Consider the following 15,931-nt stretch of genomic DNA (forward strand, 5'->3'; position numbering starts at 1 on the left):
TGATGAAACAAAAAGCGAATCCGATTGCGTCGTAGTCGTTTTACCCGGTTCGCGGGCTAAGAATCAAGCCTGTTCGAAAAAGAAGGGCTCGAAAGGTGAGAAAAACCCGTTTACAGAACGTATGTTCGGTGTATAATGAACAGTAAGACGCGATGCCGCGATTCCTGCGGAGCATCGTCGATTATGGGCAGATCGGGAGGGAAGACCCATGCCGGTTAACAACCGAATCATCATGCTGGTCGATATGGAAAGTTTCTACGCGGGAGTGGAGAAGGCCGGGCGGCCGGAACTTCGGGGGCTGCCTCTGGCGGTAGTCGGAGACCCTTCCGTGCCGTCGAGCGCGGTACTGGCCGCCTGTCCTGTTGCCAAAAGGTTCGGAATCCGTACCGGGGAACGTCTGAGTTCGGCGCTGGCCAAGTGTCCGGCGCTTGTCCCGGTTCGTCCGCGAATGGGCGACTATATCGAAATTTCCGCGCAGATCGCAAGCATTCTCGAAGCTTACACCGATCTGGTCGAGCCGTATTCGATCGACGAGATGTTCGCCGATTTCACCGGCTCGATGCATTTATACGGCGGCGTTCCGGAAGAACTGGCCCGGCTGATCCAGTCGCGTATTACCGTAGAGACGGGGGTGCGGTCGAGATTCGGCATCGGCGCCAATAAAGTCCGGGCGAAGCTGGCCTGCGACCTGGTGGCCAAACGTACGGAAACCGGCATTTTCCATTTACATAACGAAGAAGACTGGACAAATCGAATCTGGCCGGAGCCGGTAAGACGTATGTGGGGCGTAGGCGGACGAATGGAGCGGCATCTTCATGCGCTGCGGATCCTGACGATCGGAGAGTTGGCGCGGACGCCGCTATCCAAGCTGAGGGCGCGCTGGGGAGTGAACGGAGAAGTGCTGTGGCGGATCGCCAACGGAATCGACGATTCGCCGGTCTCGCCCTGGACGCGCACGGAGCACAAAGAAATCGGCACGACGATCACGCTGCCCCGTTCTTATCGGAGTGCGGCGGAGATCGAAACGGTGCTGCTCGATCTGTGCACGGAAATCGGACGCCGGGCGAGGCGGATGAAATGCATGGGCGACACGCTGTCTTTCGGAGCCGGAGGGGAAGGCGGTTACCGGAGAAGCGAAGGGGTTCGCCGGCGCATCAAGCTGGCCGATCCGACCGACATTACGGCGGAATTGTACGAGGCGGCATTGAATCTGTTCCGCGGAAGTTGGGACGGCATGCCGATCAAGCGGCTGAGTGTGTCGCTGTCGGGGCTCGGCCGGGCGGAAGTGTATCAGCCTTCGCTGTTCGGCAACCGCGAGCAGCAGCGGGCGATCGATCGGGCGATGGACGAAATCAAGGACCGCTTCGGCGAGACGGCGATCGTGCGCGGACGTTCGTTCACGGAAGCCGGCCGGGCCAAAGACCGGGCGGAGAAGATCGGAGGACATTACAAATGACGAAAAAATTGGAGGGCAACGGGCTTTGGGAATCGAGCCGGATGATTCTGCCGGAATACCGGGAACGGATCGCGCGCGCTTCGGCGGAACGGACCCGCCAAAGAAAAATCGTCCTGCACGAAGACGAGCGGGAAGCGGTATTCGAGGCGGTGAAACGTTCGCTGGCGCTGGGAATCGCCGTCCGGCTTGAAGTGCAGGGCGATCGCGGCAGCGAATGGGCGGAAGGCGTGATCATCGATGCGAGCCCCATCCGGGGATCGCTCAAGCTCGAAGGCGAGTTCGGCGTGCGCCGGATCGCCTATTCGGATATCGTCGGCGCCGAACTGTCGGAATCGTGAACGGCTGACGCTGTCGGCGAACGGCGGACAAAAAAGGAGTTCGGATCATGAGAACGACGGAAGAGGATTTTGCCCTGATTCGGGCCATGCTGGAACTTCCCTATCTGATCAAGGTGCTCGATGCGGACATCAAACGGATCGACGCCTCTTCGCTGCGCACGCGTACGGCGCTGCTTCGGCAGTTGGATCGTCTGCGCGAGGAAGCCCGACACGAGATGCGCGAGGTGCGCCATCATCTCCGCGTGCGCGGCATCAAGATCGTGAAGCAGACCCGGCTCGAGGACAAGCTCTGCGCGGACTATGTCTGCCGGGGCCACCATGACCGGATGCTGCTCATGTGGAGCCGGATCAAGGGCGACGTGGAAGAGATGGCCGAGGCCTGTCTGGAGATCCGTCCGCCGGGAATAGCGGGACGCTGGAAGACGGACGATATCGCTTCCTCGGTAAGTCAAGGAAGGCCGGCGGAGAGAGGACCGACAGACCGCTCGCCCGTCGAAAGCGCGGAAGGAACGAAGGCGGCCGAGGCCGAACGGTTCGGACGCTGAACGGTTTCCTTTTCCCGTCTGCTTCCTTTCTGTCTGCGGACGCCGCTATAATGAACATAAAAAGCGACAGGAGAGACGAAGATGACGGAGCAAGCGGAAGAATCGGCAGGGCAGTCATGGACAGACGCGGTACGGCGGTACTGGCCGGATTACGAAGGAACGCCCGAAGCAGGGGCGAAAGGTTGGAACAATACGACGAGGTATGCCGAATACGATGGCAAACGTTTCGTGCTGAGAATCTACGAGACGCACCGGGACCCGGAAAAAATCCGTTTCGAACACGAGGTGCTGCTGCGGCTGGCCGATGCCGGGCTGCCGTTCCGGACGCCCGTGCCGCTGCGGACGGCAGGCGGCGAAACGATTGTCGGACTGGAGGACGGCAGCGGCCGCTATGCCTGCCTCTTTCCGTATATCGAAGGCGTACGCCCCGCCGATGAAGATCAGCGCCCGCTGCCGTCTTTCGGAGAAGCGGCTGCCGAGCTGTCTGCCGCGCTGGCCGGTATCCGCACGGAGCTCAGCCCGGCCTACCGCCCGTATTACGAACTGGCCGAAGCGTATCCGCTGTGCAGGCCGGAACGGGTAGCGGATTTTGCGCTCCGCCCGCCTGCCGAATTGACCGGAGCTGCGGAAGCGCTGCGACTGCTGGCGGAAGAGTACGCCGAAATCTTGAGCGGCTTGGAATATCTGCGGCGTCTGCCGCATCAGCTCGTGCACGGCGATCTCAACGCGTCGAATTTGCTTGTCGGAACGGACGCGCCCGATCGTATCGAGGCGCTGCTCGATTTCGAATTTTGCACGCACGACGTGCGGGCCATGGAAGCGGCCGTGATCCTCTCCGGTCTTCCCGACGGAGAGGAAGCCGTAAGGCGTTTCGGCGCGGGGTTCTTCGGGAGAACGAGGCTTGAACCGGAAGAGATCGAAGCCGTTCCGCTGCTGATGCGCCTGCGCAAGGTGGACGTATTCCTGCATTTTCTTACCCGGTACTGGGAAGGAACGGATGGAGCGGGCGTACTGGAAGAACAAGCTCGCCTGCTGTCCGAAGATCTGTGCCGCATGCGCGGCGGCGAAGATGCGCTGCAAGGTCTTCTCGCCGAAATTTCAGGCTAATTGAGAATGAGAGAACCGGCGTCTCGGTCAGTGAGACTGCCGGTTTCCCTTTGTTAACAAGCATTTTTCTTCATGACCAGCAAAATTTTTTTGAAAAATTTTTGTTGATTATCATTCTCAATTGGGATATATTGAGGACACGGAAGCAATCTTTTAAGCTTTTCCATCCTATCTATCGGCAAGGAGTGAATGCTATGGAAACAAGCGTTTACCGTCATCAACCGGCACCGGCGGAGCTGTACGGCCAGATCCTCGACTTCCTGCACCGGTACGAAAACCATAGACAAACGGAGCCTTCGCGGCTTCGCGCCATGATCGGGAACGAGGAAACGGGAAGCCGGGTCGGCAACTTGACCGTCGTCAACGCGATTCAGTGTATCGGGCGGCACGAGCCGATCAACGGTACGACAATCGCCGAGAAGATCGGCCTCTCCCGCGCCGGCGTGACCAAGATCGGCGCCCGGCTGGTGCGCGAGGGACTCGTCAAGAGGGAACGGATGCGGCACAACCGCAAGGAGATTTATTATCGTCTGACGCCGGCGGGCCGCGAAGTATTCGAGACGCATTGTCAGCTGCATGAACATGAAGAGGAACGGTTTCGCGCGTTTTTGGGAAGTTACAGCGGCGAGCAGCTTGCTTTTGTCGGCGAGTTTCTGCGTCATGCCGGCGCGGAGTTCGAACGTCAGCAGCCGACGCTGGAGCATGCGCGCTGAGCGGGCCGGCTTCGGCAGACGAGAGCAGCCGCAGCTGCGTCCGATGAAGTTTGAAAATGCAGTGCGGGCCGGAATACCGAGACCGCCGCGCGGAACGGAAACGTTCCGGCGCGGCGGTCTTTTTATAGCATGGAAATTCGTCATTCAAATGCCTTGACCGGAGACTTCAAAGGAGGCATCCGATCGGGTACAGTTAGAGAGAAGGCATGATAAAGACCTGAAAAGACGGGAGGAAACACGATGGACGACGGCTGTACGATTCGCCAAGCGCGAGAAGAAGATTACGAGGAGGCCGCCCGGTTGATCGGCCAGCTTCAAACGCTGCATGCACGAGCGCGTCCGGATTTGTACCGAATGCCCGAAGAGCCGCTGCAGCGGGACGTTTATGCCGACTGGCTCCGGCAGGAAGACCGCTTCACTTATGTGGTCGAAGACGCGGCGGCGGAAGAGACATCGGGCCAAGCTCCGCGGCTCGCCGCGTATGTGGCCTGCCGCATGGAATCCGTACCGGCAGGACGGGCTTTGATGTCCCGGCGGGTGCTGTTCGTGGACGATCTTGTCGTCGACGATGAACGGCGCGGAACGGGCATCGGCACGGAACTGGTCGAATTCGTGCGGAAACACGCCCGAACCGTTGAGGCGGATGCCGTCGAGCTGAACGTGGCGGGATTCAACGAGCAGGCTGCCGCGTTCTACGCCGCGCTGGGATTCGGCGTCAAGAGCAGCCGATTGGAATTCGAAACGCGCTGAAGCGGGTAAACAGGATTGGGGCGTTTTTCCAAGCTCTGCAGCGGGGGAGCAGGCACAACCCCGCGGAAGGAGGGGAAATCGTGAACGAACATTCAAATCCTGCCGCAGCGGAAGATCGGAGAGGCAGCGGAAAAAGCGGATCGAGAAGCCTATGGTCGGGCGTGCTGTTCGGGATCGGCTGCATGGCTTTCGTCGACGAAGTCGTCTTTCATCAGCTGCTGCACTGGCATCATTTTTACGACCTTTCGACCAGCGGAGCGGGATTGGTCTCGGACGGACTGCTGCACGCGTTCAGCTGGTTCGCTTCGGTCGCTTCTCTGTTCATGCTGGCGGATCTGCGGCGGAAACGCTCGCTGCTTGTTCCCCGCTGGATCGGCGGACTTTTGACGGGAGCCGGCTTCTTTCAATTATACGACGGCATCGTGCACCATAAGCTGATGCAAATCCATCAAATCCGGTACGGCGTCGATCTGACCGCTTACGACTGGAGCTGGAATATCGCGGGAGCCGTCCTGCTGCTGGCGGGAATCGTTCTGACGATTCGCTCCGGGAGGGAGCAGTCCCGTTTGAAAGGCGATGGTTCTTCCCGTGAATAGTTTGCGGATAGAGAGCTATGTCCGACTGGCGCACGCTCACGGTTCGATGGAAAACGTGCAGGGGTCATTCGGCGGAATAGCGGAATGGACGGCTCCTCTTCTGCTGGCCGTTCCGCTGATGGCGGCTTATCTGCTGGCGGCCGCGCTGACCGGCCGGCGATACAGACGCTGGCCGCCTCTGAGATCGTCCCTGTGGTGCATGGGCGTTCTGCTGTCTTCGGCCGCCGTCTTGGGACCGTTGGCGGCGGCCGCGCACGGCAGCTTTACCGCCCATATGCTCGGCCATCTGCTGCTCGGCATGCTGGGGCCGCTGCTGATCGTGCTGTCTGCTCCGGTGACGCTGCTGCTGCGTTCGCTGCCGCGCGAATCGGCGCGTCTGCTGACGGGCCTGCTGCGAAGCCGCCTTGCCGCCTGGCTGTCGCATCCGGTTACCGCCGCGCTGCTGAACGTGGGAGGATTGTGGCTGCTGTATGCGACGGACTTGTACGCGGCCATGCATCATTTTGCAGCGCTGAACGCGTTGGTGCACGTTCATGTTTTTGCCGCGGGATGGCTGTTCACCGCTTCGGTCTTTCCGGTCGATCCCGCTCCGCATCGGACGGGCATGAGGTTCAGAGCGGCCGTGATGATCGCGGCTTTTGCGGCGCACGGCATTCTGGGCAAGTTCCTCTATGCCAACCCGCCTGCCGGAACGCTGCCCGAAGATGCCCGCAGCGGCGCGCAGCTGATGTATTACGGCGGAGACGCCGTCGATCTGCTGCTGATCATTTTGTTCTGCCGCCGCTGGTATCGGTCGGCGGGACGGGAAATACCGGCTTCCGGTTCCGACCTGCCGAAGAAAGAACGAACGGCGTCAGTTCGAAAGTCGGCAAAAAGGGGTATACATAGTTGAAGCGTTTACTTACCCGGCGGCCGGGCGAGAATGAAGCCCGTTCCGCCGTCCATTCCGAACGAGAGAGGAAGAGATACGATGTCGAAATTGCTGCAAGATCTGCTGGAGCTCGCCAACGGAGCGCTGCGTCCGCAGCCGCTGGAGCCGCTTAAGATCGTGTCGGGGCGGATCGTCGCCTGCGACCCGCTGACTTCGCCGATGGAGGCGTTCGAATACGAAGTGGCTCCGGGAACGTATCCGGTCTACGCCTGGCACAGCGAGCAGGAAGGCACCATCGCGGGGGCTGAGATGCGTTTTTCGGATAACCGGCCCGTGCGCTGGGAGCTCGCCGTCCGTCCGGGACAGGACAAGAGCACGCTGAAAGAAGGCGAAATCTTCGGTTACCCGGTCGATGCGGGACTGGGCAGCTTTGCGGACGAAGACGCGATTCGCGCGATGCAGGCGCTCGACCAGCGGCTGCAGGAAGAACTCGGGGACGAATACGTCAGCCTGTACGACGACCTGGTCGCGGACGTGCTGGAAGAGCACGACGGCGTATGGGGCAACCTGGCGGCGGACGAAGAGAACGGGTTGAACGTCATCATGTTCAGTTCCGGACACGGAGACGGATTTTACGCTTCCTATTGGGGCATCGACGAGAACGACGAAGTCGTGTCGCTTCTGACGGATTTCCAGGTCGTTCAGGAAGGGCATGCGGAAGAAACCAACCACGAAATTTAAAAAAACAACGCGGCGGGAAGAAGACGAGACGTCTTTGTCCCGCTTTTTTGTCATGCTCGGCGCTTCTTCGTGGTACAATGCAAAAAAGCCGAGCGGGTTGTCCCGCGGGAAAGAGGCGTTGAGGCCGGAGAGGTGGAGCAATGACGAACGAATCCATACAGAAGCTTACGGAAAACGAAAATGCGGACAGCGCGAATATGGAGGAAAAGCTGACGACGCTGCGCGGCGTGACGGACCGGCTGGAACGTTCCGGCGTCGACTACGTCGTCGGCGGCAGCGGCATGCTGTTCGGCCTCGGATTGACGGACCGGGTGCGCGACTGGGACATCATGACCGAAGCGCCGGAATCCGAGATCCGCAGGGCGCTCGGCGATCTGGAGCTTTCCGAAGAGAGCGGCCCGAGCGAGCTTTACGGGAGCGGGTGCAAGCTGACGGTCCAAGGGACGGAGCCGGAGGTGGAAGTGATCATAGGCTTCGCGGTTCGCGCGCGAGCGGGGATCTGCCGGCTGCCCGCACTGAGCGGAGGCCTGCGAAACGGGCTGCGCATCGCGAGTCCCGAAGTCTGGCTTGCCGCGTATACGCTCATGGGGCGGACGGAGAAAGCGGATTTGCTGGAAAGCTACTTGCAGGAGAGAGGAGCCGATCCGTCCGCGCTGTCCCGTCTGCGGGAACAACCGCTGCCGTCCGAGTTGGCGGAGCGGCTGAATCGGCTGCCGGCGGCGCCGACCCGGTAATCGGACGCGGCCCGCCGTTTTCGAACAAGCTCCCTATTCTGCCCATGCAGACAAAAACAGACCCGAACCGCCGGCTTGAAGGCGGAAGACGGGTCTGTTTTTTTGTGGGAAATTCCGGGTTTCCGAAGTGTTCTCCGGCCGGGTGCCGTTTAATCTTCCATACTCTTCGCAGAGAGGGGCGCCGGGGCTGCGCGAGGCATTCGCCGGTTGACAAGCACAATGCTTCCGGCGATCATGAGCAGGCCGATCAGCAGCGTAGCGGTCGCTTTTTCGCCGATCAGCGCAATGCTGAAAACGTTCGACAGCACCGGAATGAGGAAAGTATACGCGCCGACGGTGCTGACTTCCCCGGCCTCGATCAGAAGGAAGTAAATCCACCAGCCGCCTGCGATGACAAAGACCGAGATGAACAGCAGAATGGCGACGAATTCGGCGTTCCAGTCGATGGCGCTCCAGCTTTCCGTGCCCGAGCCGAACAGAAGCAGCGCCGCGCCCCCGATCAGCAGCTGCACCGTGACCGCCCAGGTCGAATCCAGACGAGGTCCTTGTTTCTTCATATAGATCGTTCCGAGCGCCCAACAAAGGGAAGACAGCAGGGCAAGCACGATGCCGAGCGGCGACAAATGGCCCTGCAGGCTGCCCAGGCTGATTACCGCGACGCCGGCGAAACCGAGCGTAAGCCCGATGATTTTGAACCGGTTCAGCGTCTCGCCGAGCCACAGCCAGGAGAAAATGCCCAGCAAAATCGGCTGCAGGAAGATGAGCGTCGAGAATAATCCCGCCGGAAGATAGCCGATCCCGATCGTCTGGAGGCCGTAGTAAGCGCCGACGTTGAGCAGGCCGAGCAGCAGATAGACCCAGCCGTTCTGCTTCCAGCGCAGAGTATGCGGGCGGCGCATGGCGATCGGCAGCAGCATCAGGCCGCCGAACAGCGTCCGCATGCCCGAGAATAATAAAGGAGGGGTATGCGGCAGCGCCATTTTGGTCAGCGGCCAGTTGATTCCCCAGACCACGACGAGGAAAAGCACCATACCCAGCGTTTTTTTGGGCGAAAATGCAGCAGACAAAACGATCATCACCTTTCTGACGTTCAATAGACGGAGGAGCAATGAGGAGCGGCTCCGCGTTTTTTTTCGGCTTATTAAGCGTATACTGGAAGTTGGCATAAATAAAATGAATGTTTTGCATGAAGGAGATAACGATTAAGTTATGACGATTACACAGATCGAAATTTTGGTTCGCGTCGCCGAGACGCTTAGCTTCACCCGAACGGCGGAAGAGCTGCATATGACCCAACCGGCCGTCAGTCATGCGGTGGCCGCGATCGAATCGGAGCTGGAAACCAAGCTGCTGCTGCGGGACCGGAAGCGCGGCGTCGCTTTGACGGAAATCGGAGAGAACGTGCTTCCGCAGTTCCGTGCCGTCCTGCAGCGGATGGATCAGGTTCGTCAGCAGGTCGCCGCCGAAAAAGGCATCGAAGTGGGAAGCGTATCGATCGGCGCTTTTCCGTCGGCTTCCGCCTATTTTCTGCCGGGCCTGATTCGCGAAATCCGGGAAAACTATCCCAATCTGCATTTTGATCTGCATGAAGGCACCGCCGACGACATTCGGGAAGGCGTGCATGAACGCAAATACGATGTCGGACTGGTTCTGCTTCCGGCGCCGGGCTTGGATACGGTGCAGCTGGCCGAAAGCCGGATGCTCCTGCTGCTGCCCCCGGCCCATCCGCTGCACGCCGAACCAAAAGTCGCGATTGCCGACTTGGCGGGCGAAGATCTTATTCTCTGCCGCGGCGGACACGAAGTGGCGGTCATAAATGCGTTCGAGCGGGAACGGATCGACGCGCGCATCACGTTTACCACGCATAACGTAAGCACGATGGTAGGGATGGTGGCGCAGGGGCTCGGCATCGGCGTCGTATCGGAAATGGCGCTGTCGATGCATCCGCATTCGCTCGAAGTAAAAGAAATCGTACCGCCGATCGTTCGGGGAATCGGGATCGCGGCCGCTTCGATGGAAGAGGTTTCGCCGGCGGTTCGGCTGTTTCTCGACACGGCGGTACGCCGTTTTGCAGGAGAGGACGGAACCGGCGGGGGCCGGAGCGGAACGGGACTTCCCCTTTCTTCCTCGTCCTAAGGTCCTGTTACTATACGTAAAAAGAACCAGTAAATAATTCGTTCGAATGTAAGTTGTTCCCTCTGTTTTTGATTTGGTAATATGGAGAGGCTTTGTTCTTCGGCGCTTAGAGAGCAAGAATTCCAGCAAAAGCGTTAGAAAGTATAGTCATTTGGTGTAATAACCCAAAGAGACATATCCACATTCAGGAGGGGTACATAATGAAAAAACTTTGGACGGCCGTATTTTCGGTCATGCTCGTAGCCAGCATCACGGCCTGCGGGAACAACGGTGAAAAAGCTGCCGACACGGCGGCGCCTGCAGAAACGACCGCGCCTGCGGAAACGACCGCGCCTGCCGAAACGCCGGCCGCGGAAACGACGGCACCGGCCGAGGAGCCAGCAGCGGAAACGGCGGGCGTGCCTACGGCGGAAGAACTGCTGAACAAAGCTCAGGAAGCGAGCAAAGAGCTGAAAAGTTATAACATGGTCGCAGACGTCGAACAGCATATAGAACTGAATGGCCAAGAGCAGACGTCGAAAACGACGATGAATACGGATATGATCCTCGATCCGGTCAGCGCTTACCAGGAAATCACTACGGAAGCCGACGGCAACAAAACCGAAATCAAGCAGTACATTACCAAGGACGCCATCTATACAGGCATGAACGACCAGTGGACGAAGCTTCCGGAAGAACAGCGTTCGAACGTTATGTCCAGCCTGGAAAGCACGACGAATCTGGAAAATTCGTTCGACCAGTTCAAATCGGTCGCCCAGGAAATGAAAGTGACCGAAGAAGGCGACGACTACGTACTGAACGCTACGCTGTCGGGCGATAAGATCAAGTCGATGGCCGCTGAAGTACTGGGGCAAACCGGCGGAGACGAGCAATCTGCCGCCGCTCTGGAACAGATGAACATCAAGGAAATGAAGATGACTTATGCCGTGAACAAAGAAACGTCCTACCCGACCAAATCGATCGTGGATATGACGATGTCGATGGAAGGCGGCGAAGGAGCGGAAGCCGTGAACATGTCGATGCACATGATCATGAACAGCACCATCTCCAAGCATAACGAAATTAAAGAGATCGAAGTTCCTAAGGATGTCGTCGACAGCGTGAAGTAAACATCCTTTATCCTCTTAAGCCGGCTGCGGATTCTGCGGTCGGCTTTTTTGTCGTTATAAAGGCAGCCGGAGCGAAGGCCAAATCGTGTACGCGTTGGACGGGGAAAAAGATCGGATCGCCGTTAACGGCTCGAACAGGTATGGCCGGCCCTATGCCTCTTTGCTATAGTAAGCCATAGCTTGAAGATATAAACGAATTGCGCCGGGACAGACATCGGAAAGCGCCGAAAAAGCGGGAGGCCTTGCGGGGTAAGGGATAACGGCGGGGACGGACGGAATAGCCCGATAACCGGCTATCAGGAAATCCGAGTACCGGGCATGGAATTTGCCTATAACGCCGTTCCGGCGGCTTTCCGAACCGATTGACACTGTCCTCCGCCGTGCCTATGATCATACTCAAAGTCCAGGACGAGCCGCCGGAAGGCAGGCATCTTCCGAATAACCGACAGAGAGGAAGATCGATATGGGTCAAGCGAAAAGTTCGAATTTGGGGTATCCGAGAATCGGCGAGAAACGGGAATGGAAAAAGCTGCTGGAGGCGCATTGGTCGGGCAAGATCGACGCGGCCGAGCTGGAGAGCGAAACGAAGAAGCTGCGTCTGGGTTACCTGAAAAAACAGCGCGACCTGCAAACGGAACTGATCCCGGTCGGCGACTTCTCGTTATACGATCACGTGCTGGATACGGCATTCACGTTCGGCCTTGTCCCGCAGCGCTTCACCGGCGGAGCGAACAGCGCCGCTCACGGCGGAGACTGCGGCTGCGCACGCGGTTCGCATGACGAAGAGCCCGCGGCGTCGGCGGACGGAGGCGTCCAAGCGTTCGCCCCCGACGAAAAAGGCGTATACGGCCTTGACGCCTATTTCGCGGTTGCCCGCGGCACCAAAGCGTTCGCGGCATCCCCGATGACGAAATGGTTCGACACGAACTACCATTACATCGTGCCGGAGCTGCAGGGCTTGACGCCGAAGCTTACGTTTAACCGCCCGCTGGCTTTCTATCTGGAAGCGAAGGAAGAGCTGGGCATCGACGGCAAACCTGTGATCGTAGGTCCTCTGACCCTGCTGAAGCTGGCGCGAGGCATCGAAGCCGATCGTTTCGACAGTCTGCTGGACGAATTGATTCCGCTTTATGCGCAGGTTCTGAAAGAACTTAGCGAAGCGGGCGCCAAGTGGGTGCAGATCGACGAGCCGATCCTCGTATTGGAAACGAGCGACGAAGACGCGGCCCGTCTGCGCAGGATTTACGAAGCTTTCGCGGCCGCCGTCCCGGAGCTGAACATCCTGCTGCAAACGTACTTCGAATCGGTATCGCGTTACGAAGAAGTCGTGCGGCTGCCGGTACAGGCGATCGGGCTCGACTTTGTCCATGACCGGGGCCGCAACCTGGCCGCGCTGGAGCGGCACGGATTCCCGCAGGACAAAATTCTCGCCGCCGGCGTGATCGACGGCCGCAACATCTGGCGTTCCGACCTGCAGGTGAAGCTTGACCTGCTGCGCCGCATCGAGAAGGCCGCGAACGCGAAAGAGCTGTTCGTTCAACCGTCGTCGAGCCTGCTGCACGTGCCGGTGACGACCCGCAGCGAAGAAGCGCTGGAAGCGAAAATCAAGAACGGTCTGAGCTTCGCCGACGAGAAGCTGACGGAGATCGCGGTGCTGGTCAAGGCGCTGAACGAAGGCGTTGATGCCGCCGCCGCCGAGATCCGCGAAAGCGTGGACGCGGTAGCCGCGCTGAACGCTTCGCCGGAACGCAACGACGAGTCGGTACGCGAAGCGCTGAACAAGCTGGATGCCCGCCGTCCAAAGCGCTTGTCTGCTTACGCCGTGCGCCGCGACGTGCAGGCGAAGCATCGCCCGCTGCCGCTGCTGCCGACGACGACGATCGGAAGTCTGCCGCAGACGACCGAAGTGCGCCAGGCGCGCAGCAAGTGGAAAAAAGGCGAGTGGAGCGAGGAACGGTACACGGAGTTCCTGCATGCCGAAACGGAACGCTGGATTCGCATTCAGGAAGAGATCGGCATCGACGTGCTCGTACACGGCGAGTTCGAACGCAACGACATGGTCGAATACTTCGGCGAGCAGCTGGCCGGATTCGCGACATCGGCGTTCGCGTGGGTGCAGTCGTACGGTTCCCGCTGCGTGAAGCCGCCGATCCTGTTCGGAGACGTCAAACTGCTCAGCCCGATGACCGTAACGGAGAGCGCGTACGCGCAGTCGCTGACCGACAAGCCGGTCAAAGGCATGCTGACGGGCCCGATCACGATCTACAACTGGTCGTTCGTCCGCGACGATCTGCCGCGCGCCGAAGTACAGAACCAGATCGCCTTGGCGCTGCGCGCCGAAGTGAGCGCGCTCGAGGAAGCGGGCATCGGGATGATCCAAGTGGACGAGCCGGCGCTGCGCGAAGGGCTGCCGCTGAAGCGCGAAGATTGGCAGGCGTATCTGGATGACGCGGTCTATGCGTTTCGGGCTTCGACGACGAGCGTGCGGGACGAGACGCAGATCCATACCCATATGTGCTATGCCGAATTCGGCGATATCATTCAGGCGATTTCCGACCTTGACGCCGACGTCATCTCGATCGAAGCGGCGCGCAGCCACGGCGATCTCGTCACCGCGTTCGAGGACGGCACGTACGACAAAGGCATCGGCCTCGGCGTATTCGATATTCACAGCCCGCGCCTGCCGGACCTGTCCGAGATCGAATCGATCGCCAAGCGCGCCCTGGAAGTGCTTGATCCGGCCCAGTTCTGGATCAATCCCGACTGCGGTCTGAAGACGCGCCGCGAAGAAGAGGTCGTTCCTTCGCTGAAAACGATGGTTGCGGCTGCGGCCGCGCTGCGCGAGCAGTTTGCCCGAGCGGCTGCGGAGGGCGCCGGGGTGGCCGGCGGTCAAGGCTAATGGGACTGCTCGACGAACTGCGTAAAAGAGTGATCGTCGCCGACGGCGCGATGGGCACGCTGCTGTACTTGAACGGCATCGATCGCTGCTTCGAAGAGCTGAACCTGACTCGTCCCGAGCAGGTACGCCAGATTCACCGGGCGTACCTCGGCGCGGGAGCCGAAGTGATCCAGACCAACACGTACGCGGCGAACGACCACAAGCTGAAGCGCTACAATCTGGAATACGAGCTGGAAGCGATCAACCGGGCGGGAGCGCGGTTGGCCCGTTCGGCGGCGGAAGGCACGGGAGCCTACGTGCTCGGCACGATCGGCGGCATCCGCAGCACGAAACCGGGCGAAGTCACGCTCGGGGAAATTCAGCGGAGCAGCGAACGCCAGATCGACGCGCTGCTGTCGGAAGGCGTGGACGGCCTGCTGCTGGAAACGTTTTACGATCCCGAAGAACTGCGCACCACGCTGAAGCTGGCCCGGGGGAAGACGGATCTGCCCATCGTGGCCCAGGTCTCGACCCAAGATTCGGGCTATCTGCAGGACGGAAGCACGCTGACGGAAATGTTCGCCATTTTGGAAGGGCTCGGCGCGGACGTCGTCGGCCTCAACTGCCGGCTCGGCCCGTTTCATATGACCCAGTATCTCAAGCAGGTTCCGCTGCCGAAGCACGCGTTCCTGTCGGCTTATCCGAACGCCGGGCTCCCGGAATATAATGAGGGCCGGCTGCGGTATCGTTCGGGCGCGGATTATTTCGGCCGGAGCGCGCTCGATCTGCGCGGCGAAGGCGTGCGCCTGATCGGAGGCTGCTGCGGCACGACGCCGGAACACGTAGCCGCCATGGTGGAAGCGGTGAAGGGCGCGTCTCCGGTAACCGAAAAAGCCGCGCTTCCGGACTCGGGCCCCGTTCCTTTCGGGCGGATCGAAGTCCGCGAGACGATCGCGGAACTTGCGGAATCCGGCGGCGGGCCGCCGGCGGAAACTCCGTTCCACGAAGCGACCGCGGCCAAAGACCATTCGGTCATCGTCGAGCTGGACCCGCCGCGCACGCTGCGGACGGAAAGCTTTTTCAAAGGAGTCCAGGCGCTCAAGCAGGCCGGCATCGACGCGCTGACGATGGCCGACAATTCGCTGGCCAGCCCGCGAATTGCGAATGAATCGCTGGCGACCGTCGTGAAAGAGAAGTACGGCGTGAAGCCGCTCGTGCACGTCGCCTGCCGGGACCGCAACATGATCGGCCTGCAGTCGCATCTGATGGGGCTGGCCGCTTCGGGCATTAACCAGATGATCGCCATCACCGGAGATCCGTCCAAGGTCGGCGACGTGCCCGGCGCCACTTCCGTTTACGATTACAATTCATTCGATCTCATCAAGCTGTGCAAGCAGTTCAATGAAGGGAAGCTGCCGTCGGGCCGGTCGCTCGGCCTGCGCGCCAACTTCTCGGTCGGCGCGGCGTTCGATCCGAACGTGCGCTATCTCGACAAGGGAGTGCAGCGCCTGGAGAAAAAGATCGCGGCGGGCGCCGACTATTTCATGACCCAGCCGATGTACGACGAGCGTCGGATCGAAGAACTCTATCACGCGACGAAGCATCTGAAACAGCAGATCTTTATCGGCGTCATGCCGCTCGTCAGCGCGCAAAATGCTTCTTTTTTGCATAACGAAGTGCCGGGCATTCGCCTGACCGACGGCATTCTCGAGCGGATGCAGCGCCACGAGCACGACAAGGACGCGGCGATGCGAGAAGGCATGGCCATCTCCCGCTCGTTGATCGACGTCATTCTCGAATATTTCGGCGGCGTCTATATCATGACTCCGTTCCTGCGCTACGAGCAGTCGGCGGAGCTGACGAGATACGTGCACGAAGCGGCGGCCAAACGGGGCAAGAGCGGCCGTGGCCGGGAACGGCTGGTTCAGTAGCAAGCCCGGCGTGCGAAATTCCGGCC

General features: G+C 60.0%; 15 protein-coding genes. 14 read left to right on the plus strand and 1 reads right to left on the minus strand.

Annotated elements, in window-relative coordinates; all coding sequences use genetic code 11:
- Positions 1-208 precede the first annotated feature (208 nt).
- The 10 genes from GYN08_RS03765 to GYN08_RS03810 all read left to right on the plus strand — a co-directional run bounded on the left by GYN08_RS03765 (position 209) and on the right by GYN08_RS03810 (position 7,851).
- Complete coding sequence (locus tag GYN08_RS03765; RefSeq protein WP_166272616.1) at positions 209-1,456, plus strand: DNA polymerase IV; 1,248 nt, start codon at positions 209-211, stop codon at positions 1,454-1,456.
- Positions 1,453-1,794 (plus strand): YolD-like family protein, encoded by a 342-nt coding sequence (locus GYN08_RS23595; RefSeq protein WP_235945744.1) that lies wholly within the window; start codon positions 1,453-1,455, stop codon positions 1,792-1,794. The genes GYN08_RS03765 and GYN08_RS23595 overlap by 4 nt, the downstream gene beginning before the upstream one ends.
- Before the next feature lie 47 nt (positions 1,795-1,841).
- A complete protein-coding gene (locus GYN08_RS03775; protein ID WP_166272618.1) occupies positions 1,842-2,339 on the plus strand; it encodes a hypothetical protein in 498 nt (165 codons plus the stop codon).
- An 81-nt stretch (positions 2,340-2,420) separates the two neighbouring features.
- Positions 2,421-3,446 (plus strand): phosphotransferase, encoded by a 1,026-nt coding sequence (locus GYN08_RS03780; RefSeq protein ID WP_166272620.1) that lies wholly within the window; start codon positions 2,421-2,423, stop codon positions 3,444-3,446.
- A 194-nt stretch (positions 3,447-3,640) separates the two neighbouring features.
- The gene (locus GYN08_RS03785; RefSeq protein ID WP_166272622.1) at positions 3,641-4,159 is read left to right on the plus strand and encodes a MarR family transcriptional regulator; all 519 of its coding nucleotides are present in this window, start codon (positions 3,641-3,643) and stop codon (positions 4,157-4,159) included.
- 240 nt (positions 4,160-4,399) lie between these two features.
- Positions 4,400-4,909, plus strand: coding sequence for a GNAT family N-acetyltransferase (locus GYN08_RS03790; protein WP_166272624.1), 510 nt, complete (start codon positions 4,400-4,402; stop codon positions 4,907-4,909).
- Between the two features lie 80 nt (positions 4,910-4,989).
- Positions 4,990-5,505: a DUF2243 domain-containing protein gene (locus GYN08_RS03795; RefSeq protein WP_166272626.1), complete on the plus strand. Its 516-nt coding sequence runs from the start codon at positions 4,990-4,992 to the stop codon at positions 5,503-5,505.
- Positions 5,498-6,397: a cytochrome c oxidase assembly protein gene (locus GYN08_RS03800; RefSeq protein WP_328802759.1), complete on the plus strand. Its 900-nt coding sequence runs from the start codon at positions 5,498-5,500 to the stop codon at positions 6,395-6,397. Before GYN08_RS03795 ends, GYN08_RS03800 begins: the two co-directional genes overlap by 8 nt.
- Positions 6,398-6,475: 78 nt before the next feature.
- Positions 6,476-7,117 carry a DUF4241 domain-containing protein gene (locus tag GYN08_RS03805; protein ID WP_166272628.1) on the plus strand — a complete coding sequence of 214 codons (642 nt, stop codon included), beginning with the start codon at positions 6,476-6,478 and terminating at the stop codon, positions 7,115-7,117.
- 140 nt (positions 7,118-7,257) lie between these two features.
- Positions 7,258-7,851: a hypothetical protein gene (locus tag GYN08_RS03810; protein ID WP_166272630.1), complete on the plus strand. Its 594-nt coding sequence runs from the start codon at positions 7,258-7,260 to the stop codon at positions 7,849-7,851.
- Between the two features lie 149 nt (positions 7,852-8,000).
- On the opposite strand, the gene GYN08_RS03815 is transcribed toward GYN08_RS03810, so the two are convergent.
- Positions 8,001-8,882 carry a DMT family transporter gene (locus GYN08_RS03815; protein WP_235945877.1) on the minus strand — a complete coding sequence of 294 codons (882 nt, stop codon included), beginning with the start codon at positions 8,880-8,882 and terminating at the stop codon, positions 8,001-8,003.
- A gap of 178 nt (positions 8,883-9,060) precedes the next feature.
- Between GYN08_RS03815 and GYN08_RS03820 the strand changes: the two genes are divergently transcribed.
- The 4 genes from GYN08_RS03820 (at position 9,061) to GYN08_RS03835 (ending at position 15,905) form a co-directional block, all read left to right on the plus strand.
- Positions 9,061-9,987: a LysR family transcriptional regulator gene (locus GYN08_RS03820; RefSeq protein WP_166272632.1), complete on the plus strand. Its 927-nt coding sequence runs from the start codon at positions 9,061-9,063 to the stop codon at positions 9,985-9,987.
- A 200-nt stretch (positions 9,988-10,187) separates the two neighbouring features.
- Positions 10,188-11,096: a DUF6612 family protein gene (locus GYN08_RS03825; RefSeq protein ID WP_166272634.1), complete on the plus strand. Its 909-nt coding sequence runs from the start codon at positions 10,188-10,190 to the stop codon at positions 11,094-11,096.
- A gap of 463 nt (positions 11,097-11,559) precedes the next feature.
- Positions 11,560-13,995 carry a 5-methyltetrahydropteroyltriglutamate--homocysteine S-methyltransferase gene (metE, locus tag GYN08_RS03830; RefSeq protein ID WP_166272636.1) on the plus strand — a complete coding sequence of 812 codons (2,436 nt, stop codon included), beginning with the start codon at positions 11,560-11,562 and terminating at the stop codon, positions 13,993-13,995.
- Positions 13,995-15,905, plus strand: a complete 1,911-nt coding sequence (locus GYN08_RS03835) for a bifunctional homocysteine S-methyltransferase/methylenetetrahydrofolate reductase (protein ID WP_166272638.1) — start codon at positions 13,995-13,997, stop codon at positions 15,903-15,905. Before metE ends, GYN08_RS03835 begins: the two co-directional genes overlap by 1 nt.
- Positions 15,906-15,931 lie beyond the last annotated feature (26 nt).

It is taken from the genome of Saccharibacillus alkalitolerans (assembly GCF_011090185.1).
Classification (GTDB): domain Bacteria; phylum Bacillota; class Bacilli; order Paenibacillales; family Paenibacillaceae; genus Saccharibacillus; species Saccharibacillus alkalitolerans.

Bases quoted from the DNA above. Each gene is read 5' to 3' on its own strand.
- metE (WP_166272636.1), top strand. From the start codon at position 11,560: ATGGGTCAAGCGAAAAGTTCGAATTTGGGGTATCCGAGAATCGGCGAG.
- GYN08_RS03790 (WP_166272624.1), top strand. From the start codon at position 4,400: ATGGACGACGGCTGTACGATTCGCCAAGCGCGAGAAGAAGATTACGAG.
- GYN08_RS03815 (WP_235945877.1), bottom strand. From the start codon at position 8,882: ATGGTGCTTTTCCTCGTCGTGGTCTGGGGAATCAACTGGCCGCTGACC.
- GYN08_RS03820 (WP_166272632.1), top strand. From the start codon at position 9,061: ATGACGATTACACAGATCGAAATTTTGGTTCGCGTCGCCGAGACGCTT.
- GYN08_RS03780 (WP_166272620.1), top strand. From the start codon at position 2,421: ATGACGGAGCAAGCGGAAGAATCGGCAGGGCAGTCATGGACAGACGCG.
- GYN08_RS03765 (WP_166272616.1), top strand. From the start codon at position 209: ATGCCGGTTAACAACCGAATCATCATGCTGGTCGATATGGAAAGTTTC.
- GYN08_RS03825 (WP_166272634.1), top strand. From the start codon at position 10,188: ATGAAAAAACTTTGGACGGCCGTATTTTCGGTCATGCTCGTAGCCAGC.
- GYN08_RS03775 (WP_166272618.1), top strand. From the start codon at position 1,842: ATGAGAACGACGGAAGAGGATTTTGCCCTGATTCGGGCCATGCTGGAA.
- GYN08_RS03810 (WP_166272630.1), top strand. From the start codon at position 7,258: ATGACGAACGAATCCATACAGAAGCTTACGGAAAACGAAAATGCGGAC.
- GYN08_RS03835 (WP_166272638.1), top strand. From the start codon at position 13,995: ATGGGACTGCTCGACGAACTGCGTAAAAGAGTGATCGTCGCCGACGGC.
- GYN08_RS03805 (WP_166272628.1), top strand. From the start codon at position 6,476: ATGTCGAAATTGCTGCAAGATCTGCTGGAGCTCGCCAACGGAGCGCTG.
- GYN08_RS23595 (WP_235945744.1), top strand. From the start codon at position 1,453: ATGACGAAAAAATTGGAGGGCAACGGGCTTTGGGAATCGAGCCGGATG.
- GYN08_RS03785 (WP_166272622.1), top strand. From the start codon at position 3,641: ATGGAAACAAGCGTTTACCGTCATCAACCGGCACCGGCGGAGCTGTAC.